The sequence below is a fragment of the Rudanella paleaurantiibacter genome, assembly GCF_009184635.1.
In the GTDB taxonomy this organism is placed as follows: Bacteria; Bacteroidota; Bacteroidia; order Cytophagales; family Spirosomataceae; genus Rudanella; species Rudanella paleaurantiibacter.
Map to the genome: position 1 here is coordinate 122,415 of NZ_WELI01000002.1, position 17,542 is coordinate 139,956.

Annotated in this window: 14 protein-coding genes and 4 tRNA genes; all 18 read right to left on the reverse strand. The window is 49.3% G+C overall.

The window, feature by feature from the left end; genetic code table 11:
• Window positions 1-57 precede the first annotated feature (57 nt).
• The 18 genes from rpoC to F5984_RS05390 all read right to left on the reverse strand — a co-directional run bounded on the left by rpoC (window position 58) and on the right by F5984_RS05390 (window position 17,538).
• On the reverse strand, window positions 58-4,404 hold the full coding sequence (gene rpoC, locus F5984_RS05300) for a DNA-directed RNA polymerase subunit beta' (RefSeq protein WP_152123257.1): 4,347 nt from the start codon (window positions 4,402-4,404) through the stop codon (window positions 58-60).
• Window positions 4,405-4,521: 117 nt separating this feature from the next.
• Window positions 4,522-8,367, reverse strand: coding sequence for a DNA-directed RNA polymerase subunit beta (gene rpoB, locus F5984_RS05305; RefSeq protein WP_246168841.1), 3,846 nt, complete (start codon window positions 8,365-8,367; stop codon window positions 4,522-4,524).
• A 267-nt stretch (window positions 8,368-8,634) separates the two neighbouring features.
• Window positions 8,635-9,018, reverse strand: coding sequence for a 50S ribosomal protein L7/L12 (gene rplL, locus F5984_RS05310; protein WP_152123258.1), 384 nt, complete (start codon window positions 9,016-9,018; stop codon window positions 8,635-8,637).
• Between the two features lie 69 nt (window positions 9,019-9,087).
• Window positions 9,088-9,618: a 50S ribosomal protein L10 gene (gene rplJ / locus F5984_RS05315; RefSeq protein WP_019989579.1), complete on the reverse strand. Its 531-nt coding sequence runs from the start codon at window positions 9,616-9,618 to the stop codon at window positions 9,088-9,090.
• 2 nt (window positions 9,619-9,620) lie between these two features.
• Window positions 9,621-10,319, reverse strand: coding sequence for a 50S ribosomal protein L1 (gene rplA / locus F5984_RS05320; RefSeq protein ID WP_027303147.1), 699 nt, complete (start codon window positions 10,317-10,319; stop codon window positions 9,621-9,623).
• A gap of 30 nt (window positions 10,320-10,349) precedes the next feature.
• Window positions 10,350-10,796 carry a 50S ribosomal protein L11 gene (gene rplK / locus F5984_RS05325; RefSeq protein WP_019989577.1) on the reverse strand — a complete coding sequence of 149 codons (447 nt, stop codon included), beginning with the start codon at window positions 10,794-10,796 and terminating at the stop codon, window positions 10,350-10,352.
• 160 nt (window positions 10,797-10,956) lie between these two features.
• Complete coding sequence (nusG, locus tag F5984_RS05330; protein ID WP_027303146.1) at window positions 10,957-11,517, reverse strand: transcription termination/antitermination protein NusG; 561 nt, start codon at window positions 11,515-11,517, stop codon at window positions 10,957-10,959.
• A gap of 98 nt (window positions 11,518-11,615) precedes the next feature.
• Window positions 11,616-11,807, reverse strand: a complete 192-nt coding sequence (secE, locus tag F5984_RS05335) for a preprotein translocase subunit SecE (RefSeq protein WP_019989575.1) — start codon at window positions 11,805-11,807, stop codon at window positions 11,616-11,618.
• Between the two features lie 13 nt (window positions 11,808-11,820).
• Window positions 11,821-11,894: transfer RNA gene (locus tag F5984_RS05340), tRNA-Trp, on the reverse strand.
• Window positions 11,895-11,991: 97 nt separating this feature from the next.
• On the reverse strand, window positions 11,992-13,179 hold the full coding sequence (tuf, locus tag F5984_RS05345; protein ID WP_152123259.1) for an elongation factor Tu: 1,188 nt from the start codon (window positions 13,177-13,179) through the stop codon (window positions 11,992-11,994).
• A gap of 137 nt (window positions 13,180-13,316) precedes the next feature.
• Window positions 13,317-13,388: transfer RNA gene (locus F5984_RS05350), tRNA-Thr, on the reverse strand.
• A 95-nt stretch (window positions 13,389-13,483) separates the two neighbouring features.
• Window positions 13,484-13,556: transfer RNA gene (locus F5984_RS05355), tRNA-Gly, on the reverse strand.
• Window positions 13,557-13,573: 17 nt separating this feature from the next.
• A tRNA-Tyr gene (locus F5984_RS05360) sits at window positions 13,574-13,656 on the reverse strand.
• Between the two features lie 170 nt (window positions 13,657-13,826).
• On the reverse strand, window positions 13,827-14,870 hold the full coding sequence (locus tag F5984_RS05365; protein WP_152123260.1) for an outer membrane beta-barrel protein: 1,044 nt from the start codon (window positions 14,868-14,870) through the stop codon (window positions 13,827-13,829).
• On the reverse strand, window positions 14,867-15,742 hold the full coding sequence (locus F5984_RS05370) for a hypothetical protein (protein ID WP_185155429.1): 876 nt from the start codon (window positions 15,740-15,742) through the stop codon (window positions 14,867-14,869). The genes F5984_RS05365 and F5984_RS05370 overlap by 4 nt, the downstream gene beginning before the upstream one ends.
• Window positions 15,693-16,283, reverse strand: coding sequence for an RNA polymerase sigma factor (locus F5984_RS05375; RefSeq protein ID WP_152123262.1), 591 nt, complete (start codon window positions 16,281-16,283; stop codon window positions 15,693-15,695). Before F5984_RS05375 ends, F5984_RS05370 begins: the two co-directional genes overlap by 50 nt.
• 84 nt (window positions 16,284-16,367) lie before the next feature.
• Window positions 16,368-16,745: a DUF983 domain-containing protein gene (locus tag F5984_RS05380; protein ID WP_152123263.1), complete on the reverse strand. Its 378-nt coding sequence runs from the start codon at window positions 16,743-16,745 to the stop codon at window positions 16,368-16,370.
• A gap of 250 nt (window positions 16,746-16,995) precedes the next feature.
• The gene (locus F5984_RS05390) at window positions 16,996-17,538 is read right to left on the reverse strand and encodes a DUF420 domain-containing protein (protein ID WP_152123265.1); all 543 of its coding nucleotides are present in this window, start codon (window positions 17,536-17,538) and stop codon (window positions 16,996-16,998) included.
• Window positions 17,539-17,542 lie beyond the last annotated feature (4 nt).

Consider the following 17,542-nt stretch of genomic DNA (forward strand, 5'->3'; position numbering starts at 1 on the left):
AGAAACGCCCCGATCATTGCTGACCGGGGCGTTTCTGTATAAACTTACCTATTCGACTTAAGCCGTAATCCGCTTTTTGCTGCGGGAAAACTGCTCGCGCGATTCGGTAATGGTTTCGTACTCTTCCTTCGAGCCGACAATCACGCCCTGGTAACGACGGACACCGGTACCGGCTGGGATCAGGTGACCCACGATAACGTTTTCCTTCAGCCCTTCGAGCGTATCGTTCTTACCACGGATCGAAGCTTCGCTCAATACCTTGGTTGTCTCCTGGAACGAAGCGGCCGAGATAAAGCTTTCCGTACCCAACGATGCCTGGGTGATACCCATCAGCGTCGGTTGTGAAACGGCAGGCATGGCATCCCGAACCACCACGATGGGCAGGTCACGGCGCTTCAGGCTTGAGTTCTCATCACGCAAACGACGTGACGAGATAATCTGACCCGGCTTCAGGGTTTCGGAGCCACCGGCATCCATCACCACTTTAGCGTCCATTACCTTATCGTTCTCTTCACGGAACGACCACTTGTCAACCACCTGACCTTCGAGGAAGTTGGTATCGCCTGAGTCGATGATCTCCACTTTCTGCATCATCTGCCGAACAATGGCTTCGATGTGCTTATCGTTGATCTTCACACCTTGCAAGCGGTAAACCTCCTGGATTTCGTTCACCAGGTACTCCTGAACGGCCGTTGGTCCTTTAATCGCCAGAATATCGCTCGGCGTAATGGCACCATCCGACAGCGGAGCACCAGCCCGTACGAAGTCATTATCCTGTACAAGGATAAACTTCGACAGCGGAACGAGGTATTTCTTCTTCGTACCGTCTTTCGATTCGATGAAGATTTCCCGGTTACCACGCTTGATGGTTCCGTAGGTTACAACACCGTCGATTTCCGAAACGACCGCCGGGTTCGACGGGTTACGAGCTTCGAAGAGTTCAGTTACCCGTGGCAGACCACCCGTAATATCGCGGGTTTTACCCACGTTACGCGGAATCTTGGCCAGCGGCTGACCGGCTTTGATCGTTTGTCCGGTTTTTACAACCAGACGCGCGCCAACCGGCAAGTTGTACCCTTTCTCGGTGATGTCTTCCAGCAACGTGCTTACACCACTGACCACGATAGCCGGGTTCTTGGTCTTGTCACGGCTTTCGATGATTACCATCTCCTGGAAGCCAGTCTGCTCGTCAAATTCTTCGCGGTAGGTGATACCCTCCTCGATTGCGTCGAACGAAACGGTACCGGTCAGTTCAGAAAGGATAACGGCGTTGTAAGGATCCCAGGCGCTCAGTTCGTCGCCTTTTTTCACCATATCACCATCCTTCACCCGCAGGAACGCACCGTACGGAACGTTGTTGCTGATGTAGACCTGATTGCGGTCGTCGGGGTTAACAATCCGAACTTCACCCGAACGGCCCATCACGACCGTCTGTGGGTTCCCTTCGCTGTCTTCCGACTCTACCGTACGCATTTCTTCAAACTCGATCAGACCGTCGAATTTAGCCCGAATTGAGGCATCAACGGCGATGTTTGAAGCCGTACCACCCACGTGGAAGGTACGCAGCGTCAGCTGTGTACCCGGCTCACCGATCGACTGCGAGGCAATAACCCCTACAGCTTCACCAATGTCGACCATGCGGCCCGTAGCGAGGTTGCGGCCGTAGCACTTACTACAAACGCCCTTCTTCGATTCGCAAGTCAGTACCGAACGGATTTCAACCGTTTCGATGCTCGTCTCGTCGATGGCTGCGGCAATTTCTTCCGTAATCAGATCACCCGAAGCTACCAGCAACAACGGATTGCCATCGGCATCTTTCTTGAGCGGATCGTATACATCGTGTACCGTAGTCCGGCCCAGAATACGCTCTGACAGCGGCTCTACAATATCTTCGTTATCTTTCAACGCCGACACTTGCAGGCCCCGCAACGTACCACAGTCGTTTTCGCTAATGATTACGTCCTGAGCTACGTCGTGCAGACGGCGAGTCAGGTAACCGGCATCGGCTGTTTTCAAAGCCGTATCGGCCAGACCTTTCCGGGCACCGTGCGTCGAGATGAAGTACTCCAATACGTCGAGACCCTCTTTGAAGTTCGACAGAATCGGGTTTTCAATGATTTCACCGACTGAGCCTTGCAGGTTTTTCTGAGGCTTCGCCATCAGACCCCGCATACCACCCAGCTGACGAATCTGCTCGCGTGAACCACGGGCACCTGAGTGCATCATCATGTAGATCGAGTTGAAACCACCCTGATCAGCTTCCAGCTGCTTCATAAGTGTTTCGGTTACCCGCGAGTTTACCCGCGTCCAGATATCAATCACCTGGTTGTAACGCTCGTTCTCCGTGATCAGACCCATCAGGTAGTTATCCCAAACACCCTGTACGCTCTGCTTAGCCTCTTCAATGAGTCCCTGCTTCGCTTCAGGAATCATCACGTCGCTCAAACCGATTGACAGACCACCCCGGAAGGCCATCTGGAAACCGAGTTCCTTAATATCGTCGAGGAAAGCTGCCGTTTTGGCAACGCCCGAGATTTTGAAGATCAGCGCAATGATTTGCTGGAGTTTTTTCTTCGTCAACAGTTCGTTGATGAAGCCTACCTCTTTTGGTACAAACTGATTGAACAGCAACCGGCCGGCTACCGTCTCAACGATCTTTGTTTCGAGCTCGCCCTGCTCATTCCGTACCTCAACCCGGCACTTAATGTTGGCATGCTTCGATACTTTTCCTTCGTTGATGGCGATGATTACCTCTTCGGCACCGTAGAAGGTCATACCTTCACCAACAATCGGATACTCGGGGGTTGTTTTACGGCCTTTGGTCACGTAGTACAGACCCAACACCATGTCCTGCGACGGTACCGTGATCGGCGCGCCGTTGGCTGGGTTGAGAATGTTGTGTGAAGCCAGCATCAACAATGACGCTTCCAGGATTGCCTCCTGGCCCAGCGGCACGTGAACGGCCATCTGGTCACCGTCAAAGTCGGCGTTGAAGGCCGTTGTCACGAGTGGGTGCAGCTGAATAGCTTTACCCTCGATCAGTTTAGGCTGGAATGCCTGAATACCCAAACGGTGCAGCGTTGGAGCCCGGTTGAGCAATACAGGGTGACCTTTCAGTACGTTTTCCAGAATGTCCCAGATAACCGGATCTTTGCGATCAACGATTTTCTTGGCCGATTTCACCGTTTTCACGATGCCCCGCTCGATCAACTTGCGGATGATAAACGGCTTGAACAACTCGGCGGCCATGTCTTTTGGCAGACCGCACTCGTGCATTTTCAGCTCAGGACCTACCACAATTACCGAACGGCCTGAGTAGTCAACACGCTTACCGAGCAGGTTTTGCCGGAAACGCCCCTGCTTACCTTTCAGCATGTCAGACAGCGACTTCAGCGCGCGGTTACCTTCTGAGCGAACAGCGTTGACCTTACGTGAGTTGTCGAACAATGAGTCGACGGCCTCCTGCAACATCCGCTTTTCGTTCCGAAGAATTACCTCAGGTGCTTTGATCTCGATCAGACGCTTCAAACGGTTGTTCCGAATGATAACCCGACGATACAGGTCATTCAAATCAGACGTAGCGAAACGGCCACCATCCAGAGGGACGAGCGGGCGCAGTTCGGGTGGGATTACGGGCACCATCTTGATCACCATCCACTCAGGGCGGTTCTCAATCCGGCCGTTAGCCTCCCGGAACGCTTCTACTACTTTCAACCGCTTCAGAGCCTCGGCCTTGCGCTGCTGCGACGTATCGGTAGCGGCTGCGTGGCGAAGCTGGTATGACAGTGAGTCAAGCTCGAGCCGTGACAACAGCATCTCCAACGCTTCGGCCCCCATCTTAGCGATGAATTTGTTCGGGTCTTTGTCGTCGAGGTGCTGATTGGTGCTCGGTAGCTTGTCGATAATATCGAGGTATTCGTCTTCAGTCAGGAAGTCGAGTTGGTTAATACCATCTTCGGCTTTCACACCCGGCTGAATAACGATGTACCGCTCGTAATAAATGATCTGATCGAGTTTCTTGGTAGAAAGTCCGAGCAGATAACCGATTTTGTTTGGAAGGCTCCGGAAATACCAGATATGCGCTACAGGCACCACCAGTTCGATGTGGCCCATGCGCTCCCGGCGAACTTTTTTCTCCGTTACCTCAACACCACAACGGTCGCAGATAATGCCTTTGTAGCGAATCCGCTTGTACTTGCCGCAGTGGCACTCCCAATCTTTCACCGGGCCAAAGATGCGCTCGCAGAAAAGACCACCCATTTCCGGCTTGTACGTCCGGTAGTTGATCGTTTCAGGCTGCGTCACCTCGCCGTATGAACTCTCCAGAATCGACTCAGGCGACGCCAGGCTGATCGTCACGCTGGAGAAGTCGCTGTTGAGTTTCTTGTTCTTTTTGAACGACATGAAGTTGGAGATTTAATTAGTGGAGTTTACTGTTTTCAGTCTACAGTTTTCAGTTGGCTGACACAGTTACAAGTTTGTGTCAACCAACTGAAAACCGAGAACAGTAAACTGAAAACTTTACTCAAGTGTAATTTCAAGTGCCAGACCACGTAACTCGTGTACAAGTACGTTGAACGACTCAGGGATATTTGGCTTCGGCAGGTTTTCACCCTTCACAATAGCTTCGTACGCCTTTGCACGGCCAACCACGTCGTCCGACTTCACCGTCAGGATTTCCTGTAGGATGTTCGATGCCCCGAAGGCCTCCAACGCCCACACTTCCATCTCCCCGAAACGCTGACCACCAAACTGTGCCTTACCACCCAGCGGTTGCTGCGTAATGAGCGAGTAGGGTCCAATCGAGCGGGCGTGCATCTTATCATCGACCAAGTGACCGAGCTTAAGCATGTAGATGATCCCTACCGTTACTTTCTGGTCAAAGCGATCGCCGGTCAAACCATTGTACAGATAGGTACGGCCAAATGATGGCAAACCTGCAGCATCAAGCTCGTCAACAACCTGCTGCTCGGTAGCACCGTCGAAAATCGGCGTTGCATACTTGCGGCCCAGTTTCTGACCCGCCCAGCCTAATACGGTTTCGTAAATCTGACCGAGGTTCATCCGGGAAGGTACACCCAATGGGTTCAGTACGATATCCACGGGGGTTCCGTCTTCGAGGAACGGCATATCTTCGTCACGAACGATCCGGGCAACAACCCCTTTGTTACCGTGACGACCGGCCATCTTATCCCCTACTTTCAGCTTACGCTTCTTGGCAATGTACACCTTCGCCAGTTTCACGATACCAGCCGGCAGTTCGTCACCTACTTCGAGGGTAAACCGCTCGCGCTTGAAGCGACCCGTTACCTCGTTTCGGCGCGTGTTGTAGTTTTTCACTACCTGCACTGCCAATTGGTTCGTGTGGTGATCGTCTGTCCAGCCTTCAAGCACCAGATCGCTCAAGAGGTTAACTTCCTCGGGAACCGAGTAGCCACTCTCATCACGATACGGGTTCTTATCAGGGAACAGGTTATCGGTGATATTCTTCCGATTGAACTTAACCCCTTTGCTGACGATTTCGTCGCCAAACTTATGCTTCACACCCGCACTAGTTTTGCCATCAAGCAGATCAACCAGTTTGTCAATCATCCGACTACGCAGCACAGTCAGGTCACGACTAAACTTCTTCATCAGAACCTTAATCTCTTCCTTATGCTTACCGCGGTCTTCCTTCGACGGACGCGAGAATAGTTTTGTATCAATTACAACCCCTTTCAACGACGGTGGTGCTTTCTTCGAGGCATCTTTTACGTCGCCCGCTTTATCACCAAAGATCGCACGGAGCAGTTTTTCTTCCGGTGTCGGATCGCTTTCTCCTTTTGGTGTAATCTTACCAATCAGGATATCGCCTTCTTTTACCTCAGTACCTACCCGCACAATACCGTTCTCATCAAGGTTACGAACGGTTTCTTCGCTCACGTTTGGAATTTCAGAAGTCAGTTCTTCTTCACCCCGCTTCGTATCGCGAACTTCCAGTTCAAACTCTTCGATGTGGATAGACGTGAAGATATCTTCGCGTACTACACGCTCCGAAATCACGATAGCATCCTCAAAGTTGTATCCCTGCCAAGGCATGAACGCAACTTTCATGTTCCGGCCAAGCGCCAGTTCACCTTGTTGGGTTGCATACCCTTCGCAAAGCACATCACCCTTTGTTACTTTCTGTCCTTTCAGTACAGTCGGCTTCAGGTTGATGCAGGTATCCTGGTTCGTCCGGCGGAACTTAATCAGGCTGTAAGTTTTCACCTCATCTTCGAACGTCACCAGACGCGAATCGGCATCCAGTTCGTAACGAACCATGATCTTGGTCGAATCCACAAACTCAACTACACCGTTAGCTTCCGCAATGTAAAGAGCCCGCGAGTCGACAGCGACACGCCCTTCAAGACCAGTACCCACGATTGGGGCCTCGGGCCGGAGCAGCGGAACCGCCTGACGTTGCATGTTAGAGCCCATCAAGGCCCGGTTAGCATCGTCGTGCTCCAAGAACGGAATCATCGACGCAGCCACCGATACAATCTGGTTGGGCGCAATATCCATGAAGGTTACGCTCGTTGGCTCGGCCATTGGGAAGTCACCTTCAAAACGAGCCTTCAACCGATCAACCTGGAAGTTGCCACTGTTGTCGATACCCGCGTTTGCCTGAGCAATGTAGTGCGTATCTTCTTCTTCAGCCGTCAGGTACATTACTGGTTTCTCCATCGACACCTTACCGTTTTCAATAACCCGGTATGGAGTTTCGATAAAGCCCATGCTGTTAATCTTCGCGTATACACACAAAGACGAAATCAGACCAATGTTTGGACCTTCTGGTGTTTCAATCGTACACAAACGACCATAGTGCGTGTAGTGAACGTCACGCACTTCGAAGCCAGCTCGCTCACGCGACAGACCACCAGGCCCCAATGCCGACATACGACGCTTGTGCGTCACCTCGGCCAATGGGTTGGTTTGGTCCATAAACTGCGATAGCTGGTTGGTACCGAAGAATGAGTTGATAACCGACGATAAGGTCCGGGCGTTGATCAGATCAACCGGCTTAAAGTCTTCGTTATCCCGTACGTTCATCCGCTCCTTAATAGTCCGGGCCATACGGGCCAGACCAACACCAAACTGAGCGTACAGCTGCTCCCCAACGGTCCGCACCCGGCGGTTGCTGAGGTGGTCAATATCATCGACTACAGCTTTCGAGTTGATAAGCCCGATGAGGTACTTCACAATAGATACGATGTCTTCCGTAGTCAACACCTTTGTATCAGAAGCTACCTCAAGACCCAGCTTCTTGTTGATCCGGTACCGGCCAACATCACCAAGGTCATACCGCTTATCCGAGAAGAACAGGCTCTGGATAATTTCCCGAGCTGTTTGCTCATCCGGAGCATCGGCATTACGCAACTGCCGGTAGATTTGCTCAACGGCTTCTTTCTCCGAGTTTGAGCTATCCTTCTGCAGTGTGTTGTAAATAATATTGTAGTCAGCCACGTTCATGTCTTCCTTGTGCAGGATGACCGATTTCTGGCCTGAGTCCGTAATCACGTCAATGTCATCAACCGAGATAACCGAGTCACGCTCCAGAAGCACCTCATTCCGGCTGATTGAAACTACTTCACCTGTATCTTCATCAACAAAGTCTTCCGTCCAGGTACGCAGTACCCGAGCAGCCAAACGACGCCCGATCGCCTTCTTCAGGTTGGCAGGAGTAGCCGGGATTTCTTCAGACAAGCCAAAGAGATCAAGAATGTCTTTATCAGATCCAAAACCAATTGCACGCAACAGCGTTGTTACCGGAAATTTCTTCTTCCGGTCGATGTACGCGTACATTACGTTATTCACGTCCGTTGAGAACTCAATCCATGATCCTTTGAACGGGATGATCCGGGCCGAGTACAGCTTAGTCCCGTTCGTGTGCTTGCTCATTGAGAAGAACACACCAGGCGAACGATGGAGTTGTGAAACAATAACTCGTTCCGCTCCGTTAATGACGAACGAGCCCTTTTCGGTCATGTACGGGATATTCCCAAGGAATACCTCCTGCTCGATTGTCTCGAAATCTTCGTTGTCTGGATCGTTATTCGACAACCGCAACTTTGCTTTCAGCGGTACTGAGTACGTCAGACCCCGATCGATACACTCATCAACGGAATACTTCGGAGGATCAACCGAATAGTCGATAAAGTCCAGCACGAAGTTTTCGCGTGAATCCGAAATCGGGAAATTTTCCTGAAACACCTTAAACAGACCTTCCTGCGACCGGTGGTCTGACGGTGTATCAAGTTGGAAAAAATCTTTGAATGATTTAATTTGGATATCGAGGAAGTCAGGATATCCGATTACTGGCTGAATCGTCGCAAAGTTTTTGCGCATGCTGGTGTTGTTTGCGTTTGTAGCCAATGTTAGAGCCATTACATTTGTGTGGCCGATTGCGCTCTGCCCCTGTTTTAAGAAGGAAAAAAAACGGCCCTAAATGCCCTAAGCGTCACCCGCTCGAGGGGGCAATAGTGAGGTAACGTTTAGACCAAAAAATTAGTTTAAACAATATCCTCTATATATAGACAAAAGTCTCCAAACAGGAAAAGACCTGACGGATAGTCAGGCCTCCCCTATTTGGAGTTGTATTGAAAAAGCAGTTGCTTACTTTACTTCTACTTCAGCACCAGCTTCTTCCAATTGCTTCCGGAGAGCCTCAGCTTCATCCTTTGCTACACCTTCTTTAACTGGTTTCGGAGCACCGTCAACGAGTTCTTTCGCTTCTTTCAGGCCCAGACCGGTCAAGTCTTTAACCAGCTTCACAACAGCCAGTTTACCAGCACCTGGGCTCTTCAGGATTACGTCGAAAGACGTTTTCTCGGGCGCAGCCGCAGCAGCTTCGCCACCACCTGCACCGCCAGCTACCATTACGGGAGCAGCAGCTGCTGGTTCGATACCATACTCGTCCTTCAGGATAGCAGCGAGTTCGTTAACTTCTTTTACCGTCAGGTTTACGAGCTGCTCAGCGAACGCTTTCAAATCTGCCATTTCAGTATTGTAATTTGATTGTGATACGATTGTTTGGGAAATTACAGGCACCCGCCCGTAATAGATAAATTAAGCCTCTTCGCGCTCTGACAGCGTTTTGAGGATGCCGGCCAGTTTGCCACCACCGCTTTGAAGGGCAGATACCACATTCTTCGCAGGTGATTGCAAGAGACCAATAATATCGCCGACCAGCTCTTCTTTGCTCTTCAGCGAAATCAACGTATCCAGCTGATCTGCACCGATGAATAAGCTATAGTCGATCGAAGCGCCTTTCAACTTCAGCTTGTCGTTCGTTTTACGGAACTCCTTAATGAGTTGTGCCGGTGCCTTCTGGTTTTGGGCGTGAAACATCACACCTGACTGACCAGCTAATACCGTATCGTTAAACGGCGTATAATCCGTTTCAAGCGTTTCGAGTGCTTTTTTGATAAAAGTGTTTTTTACCACTTTGTACTCGATACCCCGCTCGAAGCATTTCCGACGAAGATCATTGACTTCAGCAACGCTCATGCCACTGGCCTCCGTGATGTAGAAGAAAGGAATGCTCTGAAACTTCTGAGCTAACTCTTCTATAATCGCTCCTTTTTCTTCCCGTGTCATGATTAGATTCCTGCTACAGTGCCTTTGTCAATGGTTACGCCTGGGCTCATCGTGCTCGATATATTGATCGACTTCACGTATGTACCTTTCGCTGATGACGGCTTCAGACGCAACAGCGTAGAGATAATCTCCTGTGCGTTTTCGGCCAACTTCTCGGGGGCAAACGATACCTTACCGATGCTCGTGTGAATAGCACCCTGCTTATCAACTTTGAAGTCGATTTTACCAGCTTTCACCTCCTGAACGGCTTTCCCTACTTCCAGCGTTACGGTACCTGACTTTGGGTTCGGCATGAGACCACGAGGACCTAATACCCGGCCCAAACGGCCCACCTTTGCCATGACGTTCGGCATTGTGATAATCACATCTACGTCCGTCCAGCCTTGCTCAATCTTCTGAATGTAGTCGTCGAGGCCAACATAGTCAGCTCCGGCATCTTTTGCTTCCTGTTCTTTGTCGGGGGTGCAAAGCACCAGCACACGAACCGTTTTGCCCGTACCATGTGGGAGCGTAGCAACGCCACGAACCATCTGGTCGGCTTTACGCGGATCAACGCCCAACCGAACGTCAATATCCACAGAAGCGTCGAACTTCGTGTACGAAATCTCCTTCAGAATACTCGCTGCCTGTTCGAGCGAGTATGCCTTAGAAGCATCGTACTTCGACATCGCTTCCTTTTGTTTCTTGGTTAACTTTGCCATGTCTCGTAAATTGCTTTTGGCAATGATTGCTTACTGGTCCTCCCAGGGTGCTTTACCCTGCACCGTAATTCCCATGCTGCGTGCAGTACCGGCAATCATCTTCATCGCCGACTCAATTTTGAATGCGTTCAGATCGGGCATCTTCGTTTCCGCGATAGTCCGTACCTGATCCCATGTTACTGAGCCAACTTTGTTACGATTCGGTTGTGCCGAGCCACCTTTCAGCTTGGCAGCCTCCATCAACATGATCGGTGCAGGTGGGGTTTTGATTACAAAGTCAAATGACTTGTCTTTGTAATAGGTAATCACCACCGGCAATACCATCCCCATCTTATCCTGCGTCCGGCCGTTAAACTGCTTGCAGAATTCCATGATGTTCAAACCCTTGGAACCCAGCGCCGGACCGATCGGTGGAGAAGGGTTAGCCTGGCCGCCCTTAACCTGCAACTTTACGTAGCCACCTACTTCTTTTGCCATTGTCTTGGTGAATTTATGGCCGCAGTGCAGCCCATCGTGATTGCAAACAACTCAGCCGTACGTCACATTACATTTGAGCAATCTGTCAATCGGTACTCTAAGTTTGGCAACGGACTCCGAGTGGGAAGCACGAGTCCTGAATGCCGAGACTTAACCTTAGTTAAGCCTCTTTATCAACTTGCGCGTAACTCAATTCAACAGGTGTGTTCCGACCGAAGATCTTAACGACTACGTTTAGCTTCTTCCGATCATCAAACACCTCTTCTACGGTACCAATAAAGCCGCTAAATGGTCCGTCGATTACCTTAACCGACTCCCCTTTCAGGTACCCTACCGTAGGTGCGGCTGCTTCCTGTGTTTCTTCCTCAACCCGTCCTAAGATCCGGTTTACCTCTGCCTGACGCAGGGGTACAGGTATCTTTGAGTTTGTACCGGTTTGTGAATTACCCAAAAAGCCTAAAACGCCGGGCATGTTCAGGATCATGTCGAGAGCCCGGTTGTTAGTCAGATCAGCCGAGATCAGGATGTAGCCAGGAAAAAAAGATTTTTCCCGAACACGCTTCTTACCGTTGCGCATTTCATACACCTTTTCCGACGGAATCAGCACCTGAGGAATAACCTCGTCTAACTTTTGCCGGATGATCTCATTGTCCAGATAAGACTTAATTTTCTTTTCCTGTCCAGACACTGCCCGAATAACATACCACTGAATCTCAGCCATGATCGTTGTCATTTATTGCCACCATACAGTCATTAGCGTACCGCTTAAGCCTACACTTGAAGCGGAGGTAACGACTAATGACGAATAACGACGTTCTGTTAGAATGATTGATAGAAGGCGTTAAGGCCGTTCTCAAAGATGAAATCAATCAGACCAACCAATAGCGCAAAAATCAGCGACGCAACAAGTACCAGCGTTGAGCTGGCTTGTAGGTCGCTGAACTTTGGCCAAGTGACGTTGTGCTGAACCTCCTCCCAGGAAGCTTTCAGAAACGATATAAACTTGTCCATCTATGTAGAAGATTGGCACGGGTGGAGAGATTCGAACTCCCATCAACGGTTTTGGAGACCGCTATTCTACCCTTGAACTACACCCGTGTATGTTACCCCGTTGAAACGGAGTGCAAAACTACAAAAACTTAGTAAAAAAACAAGTGCATTCCTGCGAAGAAATGCACTTGTTTTCACTTTTGTATTAGTCGAGGATCTCCGTTACCTGACCAGCACCTACGGTGCGGCCACCTTCGCGGATAGCGAAACGAAGACCTTTCTCCATAGCGATCTTGTTGATCAGCGTTACCTCGATAGTGATGTTGTCACCAGGCATAACCATCTCAACACCAGCTGGCAGTACGATCTCACCCGTTACGTCCGTGGTACGGAAGTAGAACTGGGGCCGATACTTGTTGAAGAATGGCGTGTGACGGCCACCTTCTTCTTTCGACAGAACGTAAACTTCAGCTTTGAACTTCTGGTGTGGGGTTACTGAACCTGGCTTGCAAATAACCATACCACGACGGATATCGGTCTTTTCAATACCACGGAGCAGCAGACCTACGTTGTCACCGGCTTCGCCACGGTCCAGAATCTTCCGGAACATTTCAACACCCGTTACAACTGACTTGAGGCCTTCAGCACCCATACCCAGGATTTCAACTGGCTCACCTGAGTTGATTACACCACGCTCAATACGGCCCGTAGCTACAGTACCACGACCAGTGATTGAGAACACGTCTTCTACCGGCATCAGGAACGGCAGATCCGTCTGACGAGGAGGAAGCGGAATGAATGAATCAACGGCATCCATCAGTTGCTCAATTGTAGCAACCCACTTCGGCTCGCCGTTCAAACCACCCAGGGCCGAACCTTGAATAACAGGGATGTTGTCGCCGTCGAAGTTATAGAAGCTCAGCAGTTCGCGGATTTCCATTTCAACGAGTTCGAGCAACTCAGGATCGTCTACCATGTCAACTTTGTTCATGAAGACAACCAGCTGAGGTACACCTACCTGACGTGCAAGCAGGATGTGCTCACGCGTTTGGGGCATCGGACCATCCGTAGCAGCCACTACCAGGATAGCACCGTCCATCTGGGCAGCACCCGTTACCATGTTCTTCACATAGTCAGCGTGACCAGGGCAATCGACGTGTGCATAGTGACGATTTGCAGTCTGGTACTCTACGTGTGAGGTGTTGATGGTAATACCACGCTCTTTCTCTTCAGGAGCGTTATCGATAGACGAGAAATCCCGAACAGCAGCCAGGCCTTTCTCGGCGAGTACTTTCGTAATGGCTGCCGTCAGCGTCGTCTTACCGTGGTCAACGTGACCAATCGTACCGATGTTGACGTGCGGTTTCGAGCGGTCAAAATTCTCTTTTGCCATGCTTAAAAAAACGCTTTAATGAACTGTTATTGGTTTTCTTGGATGATTTGCTATTTACGAAGAAAGTGCCCTTGTGGGGACACTTGCTATCACAGCCTTGCCAAACTGAACATCCAATATCAGCACTGACGGGCTTGAGCCTTCTATCGGATTTGAACCGACGACCTCTTCCTTACCAAGGAAGTGCTCTACCACTGAGCTAAGAAGGCAGGTACTAAATGAATAAAGTATAATGATTAATGAATGAAGGCAGTCGAAACATTATTCATTTGGCATTATTCATTATACGCGTACTGTATTACAGAGCGGGAGACGAGGTTCGAACTCGCGACCTATAGCTTGGAAGGCTATCGCTCTACCAACTGAGCTACTCCCGCTTACTGGTACTATTGGGTGGGGAGTGGAGGATTCGAACCTCCGAAGGCGTACGCCAGCAGATTTACAGTCTGATCCATTTGGCCACTCTGGAAACTCCCCAAGGTATTATTAAAGAACTTTTTCCGCCCCAGCGTTCCGGTTTGGAGTTGCAAAATTAGTGCTTTTATCCCTTTTGTCAATACGTAGCCTAAAAATTATTTAATCAATAATAAAAAGGCCACCCTCGCTTTTGACATATGGGTGGCCTTTTAGGAATGATTATCTGCTACTTACAAAGAAATACCGAAACTTAACGCTCTTGCTTGTGGCCCTTTTTCAGCTTGAAAAAGTGGAGTGAGGTCATACTTGACAAAGAAATTCGTTTTCAAAATCCCTAAATGAGCCATCAGGCCATAGCGTAAATCATTCAGAAAGTACCGATCATGATCTCTGTCTTTGTCTCGACGGCCGTATTTGATCATACTGTAGCTATCCACTCTATACCCTGCATAGGCTCCAGCACCAAAGTGAAATACTTTTCGACCATCCTGATTATAAAAAGATAAACGGGGTACTACCGGTAATTGCAGATTGCAAACTGTGAGCTTAGTTTTATCAATAGGCTCCTGAATAGTGGCAAATTCCACTCGATTAGGCCCTCTGACAGGAGTAACTGGGTTGTCAAACATGAAATTGTTCCAGTTAATCTCCAATGCATAATGAATACTGAGCCGAGCCTTTTTCCCTTTAATTAAAGTCGGACGCTGCCCGAAGCTGATACCAACAAAACGTGAACCGATCGGCCGCAACTCATATAGTGCTGGATCATAAACCCCTGACTCCGTTGGGACAATCAGTGTATTAAGGCCAACTAGAATATCGGTTTTGACCCGCCAGTCAGTGTTGTTACTCCGTTTCTTCCGCAACCGGTCTATGTTATACTCTTTATCTACCCGATTGGAGTCGGAGGCCGTCTTTCCATCCCGCCGGACAATAATTCGGATACCTCCCTCCTCTCCTTGCTTACCGTCTTTACCACGTGTAATCACGATCACCGTATCCCGAAGGTACCGATCGCCATCTTTGCCTTCAATCCGAATGGATGTTTGTCCGTCAGGAACAGAATCAAGTTTCATTCCCATCTCCCGGACAATCTTGTTCAAATCATAACTGGACAAGTTTTTTATCGCTTCCCGATTTGGGCCATAAATAACCATCCTGGTTTGGTTCGCGAACTGCACGATTAACGAGTCGGTAGTGCCTCGGGCAATCGTCTGGATGGCAGTCAGACTTATCAGCAGCCCAGTTAGGATAAGTCCATTAAATCGTTTCATTGCTTTTCAGATTTACTGTGGTTGTCTTTAAATCGTGCTGTGCGAACAAGTCGGTCCAAAAGTCCGCTCTCCTCGTCATACTCTATATCGGGATTGGCTCTGGCTATTCCCTCTCCATTTTTCAGTCGTCGGATTTGCTGAAACATGCGATTGATCTTTCTACTGCCCATCCCCTGACTTGAACTCGTCTCTACAATAGGCTCATCAATAAGTGTAGCTCTGGAAGCCGGCTCGGCTACGCTCACAATAAGCGTCCGTTCAGTTTCTGATGTTTTGGCACCCACAGGCAGGGGACTTTCGTTTTGATTACTGTAAGCCAGGTGGTCATTTTTTTCACCTATCTGGCGCACACGCCCTTCCTCAACCGTTGGCACTGGCTTTTCGACAACGGCTACTACCTCTGATTGATGTTGATCGGATGAAACCACTGGCTCTTTAGGTATCGCTACCTTCTTGGACTCAGATACAGGAGCTATACTCTGCTGCACCGTTCGCTCATTTTGAATACCAGCCACCGCATCTGACTTATCTACGGCAAGGGAGCGATCAAGTGCTGGCTTGGGCGTATTTATAGGCACCTCCTGAGCCGGCTTGCGTCCACTTGCTATACTAAAATCTGGCTGTTTACTGTCTATTGGTGGCCTGAGCCAGAACATAATAAGTACGCAGGCGGCAGCCGCTGACCAATACCAGAGCGGCCTTACACGGGAAGTAGTTGTCTCTGACGTAAGCGGGCGACTAACCTGCATCTTGCTTTCAAGACGACTCCAACCATCAGCACTTGGTTTTACAGTAGCATTCTCAAGCTTACGCCTGAAAAAGTCATCCAATGGTTGATTTGCTCTTGATTTGTCCATAGTTTTCTTTCTCAAGTTTTGCCAGACTGGCCTGCAACCAAGCACGCGCCCGGCTCAACTGTGACTTTGATGTCCCTTCACTGATGCTCAATTCTTGTGCAATCTCCTGGTGCGAATAGCCTTCGATGGCATATAGGTTGAAAATAGTCCTGTAACCTTCGGGTAGTTGACCAACCAGGCGGAGTAAATCGTCTGTTTCCAGTGCCTGATCCGCCCACTCATAATCGGGTTCCTCTGACACTTCGTCGAGTGAAATTGCCTGACGCCAAACCTTGGTTCGCCTTAGGTACATAAGCGATTCGGTTACCATAATACGGCGCAGCCACCCTTCAAAACTCCCCTCCTCTCGAAACTGCCCAATTCGCTCGTAAGCCCGCATAAACCCGTCGATCATGACTTCCTCGGCATCGCTTCTATTTGCAATATACCGTGTACAGACCGCCATCATTTTTCCAGCATACCGCTCATAAACGGCTTTCTGCGCACGACTTTCGTTCTGCTGCAGTGCCTTTACTAATTGAGTTTCTGACTGAAAAAAAGGTATAATGCGGAGCATAAAAACTGCTTTATACAGGTAAGATGCACGATTCGAACTTCTGGTTGCACGAACTACAAAAAAGTTTGAAGCAAAAAAAAGGGCTTACAGCCCCTTCTTATACTTGATGCCGGCTACAAAATGTAACCACACTACCCTCGACATTCTAAAGTTGACGGGTGCTATAAGTAGCATAGCTGGCGCTATCACACCCACGTATACCCATCCATCGGGATCACCGAAAAAGTAAAATAGGATAAATCCCAGTACAAGAGCTAAACCGCCCGAGAAAGCATAGCTCACATACATGGAGCCAATAAAATAGCCCGGTTCGATTTCGTACCGTAATCCGCAATGTGGACAGTGTTCGTACATATCGTCGAAGCCTGTCAGCGAATAGAACGGTTTGCGAAAAATTTTGCCCTTTCTACATTGAGGACATAGCCCGTTTAACACGGCTTGTGATTTCGAGACGTCGGACATATTCTTTCTTACTGTTCCGGTACCAAAAATAGGCTACCCCTGCGACAATTAGATAAGGCGCGGCCAGCAAGTAAACGATTCCGAAGTTTAGCTCGGATGCTACAACACTACGACCGTTGCTCACTGTGCTTTCAACAGTGCTCCGGCACATAGCACATTGGGCGGCTACATCTGGCACAGCAATCAGACACAGCAAGGCGATCACTAATGCCGCTTTAAACCAAACGTTCATGCTCAGACTTAGTTTGAATTAATGATTGTAGTAAGGTGCAATCATAAAGTAAACGATGACACCCGTAATACTAACATACAACCAGATTGGATAAGCCCATTTAACCACCGCCTTATGTTGTGCAATCTGACCCGAGATGGCATAGTAAACGGCTCTTAACACAAACCACACCACCACAATCGAAAGAACAATATGAGACACCAGTAGGAAATAATACACCGGACGAATCCAACCCTGACCACCAAACGTTGTTGACTCATTGGTAAGGTGATACAGTACATAACTTACCAGGAATACTGAGCCCAGTGTGAATGCACTTAGCATACTCACCCGATGCCCAGCAATATTTTTCTGCTTGATATAATACAGACCAATAAGGAGCAGTACCGAGGTAAGTGAATTGATGACGGCATTCAGATGTGGCAAAAACGTAGTCCAGTCACCCAGATCAACCTTCTGCCGTATGCCTAGTAAAACAGCAACCGCAACTGGAATTGCAATCGAAAGAATATTGATAATTCGATTTGCCTTCCTTTCTTCTACAATTTGGACAGTTTGCATAGTG

Excerpts from the sequence above, each read along its gene's own strand:
- rpoC (WP_152123257.1), bottom strand. The coding sequence starts at position 4,404 with ATGTCGTTCAAAAAGAACAAGAAACTCAACAGCGACTTCTCCAGCGTG.
- rpoB (WP_246168841.1), bottom strand. The coding sequence starts at position 8,367 with ATGCGCAAAAACTTTGCGACGATTCAGCCAGTAATCGGATATCCTGAC.
- rplL (WP_152123258.1), bottom strand. The coding sequence starts at position 9,018 with ATGGCAGATTTGAAAGCGTTCGCTGAGCAGCTCGTAAACCTGACGGTA.
- rplJ (WP_019989579.1), bottom strand. The coding sequence starts at position 9,618 with ATGACACGGGAAGAAAAAGGAGCGATTATAGAAGAGTTAGCTCAGAAG.
- rplA (WP_027303147.1), bottom strand. The coding sequence starts at position 10,319 with ATGGCAAAGTTAACCAAGAAACAAAAGGAAGCGATGTCGAAGTACGAT.
- rplK (WP_019989577.1), bottom strand. The coding sequence starts at position 10,796 with ATGGCAAAAGAAGTAGGTGGCTACGTAAAGTTGCAGGTTAAGGGCGGC.
- nusG (WP_027303146.1), bottom strand. The coding sequence starts at position 11,517 with ATGGCTGAGATTCAGTGGTATGTTATTCGGGCAGTGTCTGGACAGGAA.
- secE (WP_019989575.1), bottom strand. The coding sequence starts at position 11,807 with ATGGACAAGTTTATATCGTTTCTGAAAGCTTCCTGGGAGGAGGTTCAG.
- tuf (WP_152123259.1), bottom strand. The coding sequence starts at position 13,179 with ATGGCAAAAGAGAATTTTGACCGCTCGAAACCGCACGTCAACATCGGT.
- F5984_RS05365 (WP_152123260.1), bottom strand. The coding sequence starts at position 14,870 with ATGAAACGATTTAATGGACTTATCCTAACTGGGCTGCTGATAAGTCTG.
- F5984_RS05375 (WP_152123262.1), bottom strand. The coding sequence starts at position 16,283 with ATGCTCCGCATTATACCTTTTTTTCAGTCAGAAACTCAATTAGTAAAG.
- F5984_RS05380 (WP_152123263.1), bottom strand. The coding sequence starts at position 16,745 with ATGTCCGACGTCTCGAAATCACAAGCCGTGTTAAACGGGCTATGTCCT.
- F5984_RS05390 (WP_152123265.1), bottom strand. The coding sequence starts at position 17,538 with ATGCAAACTGTCCAAATTGTAGAAGAAAGGAAGGCAAATCGAATTATC.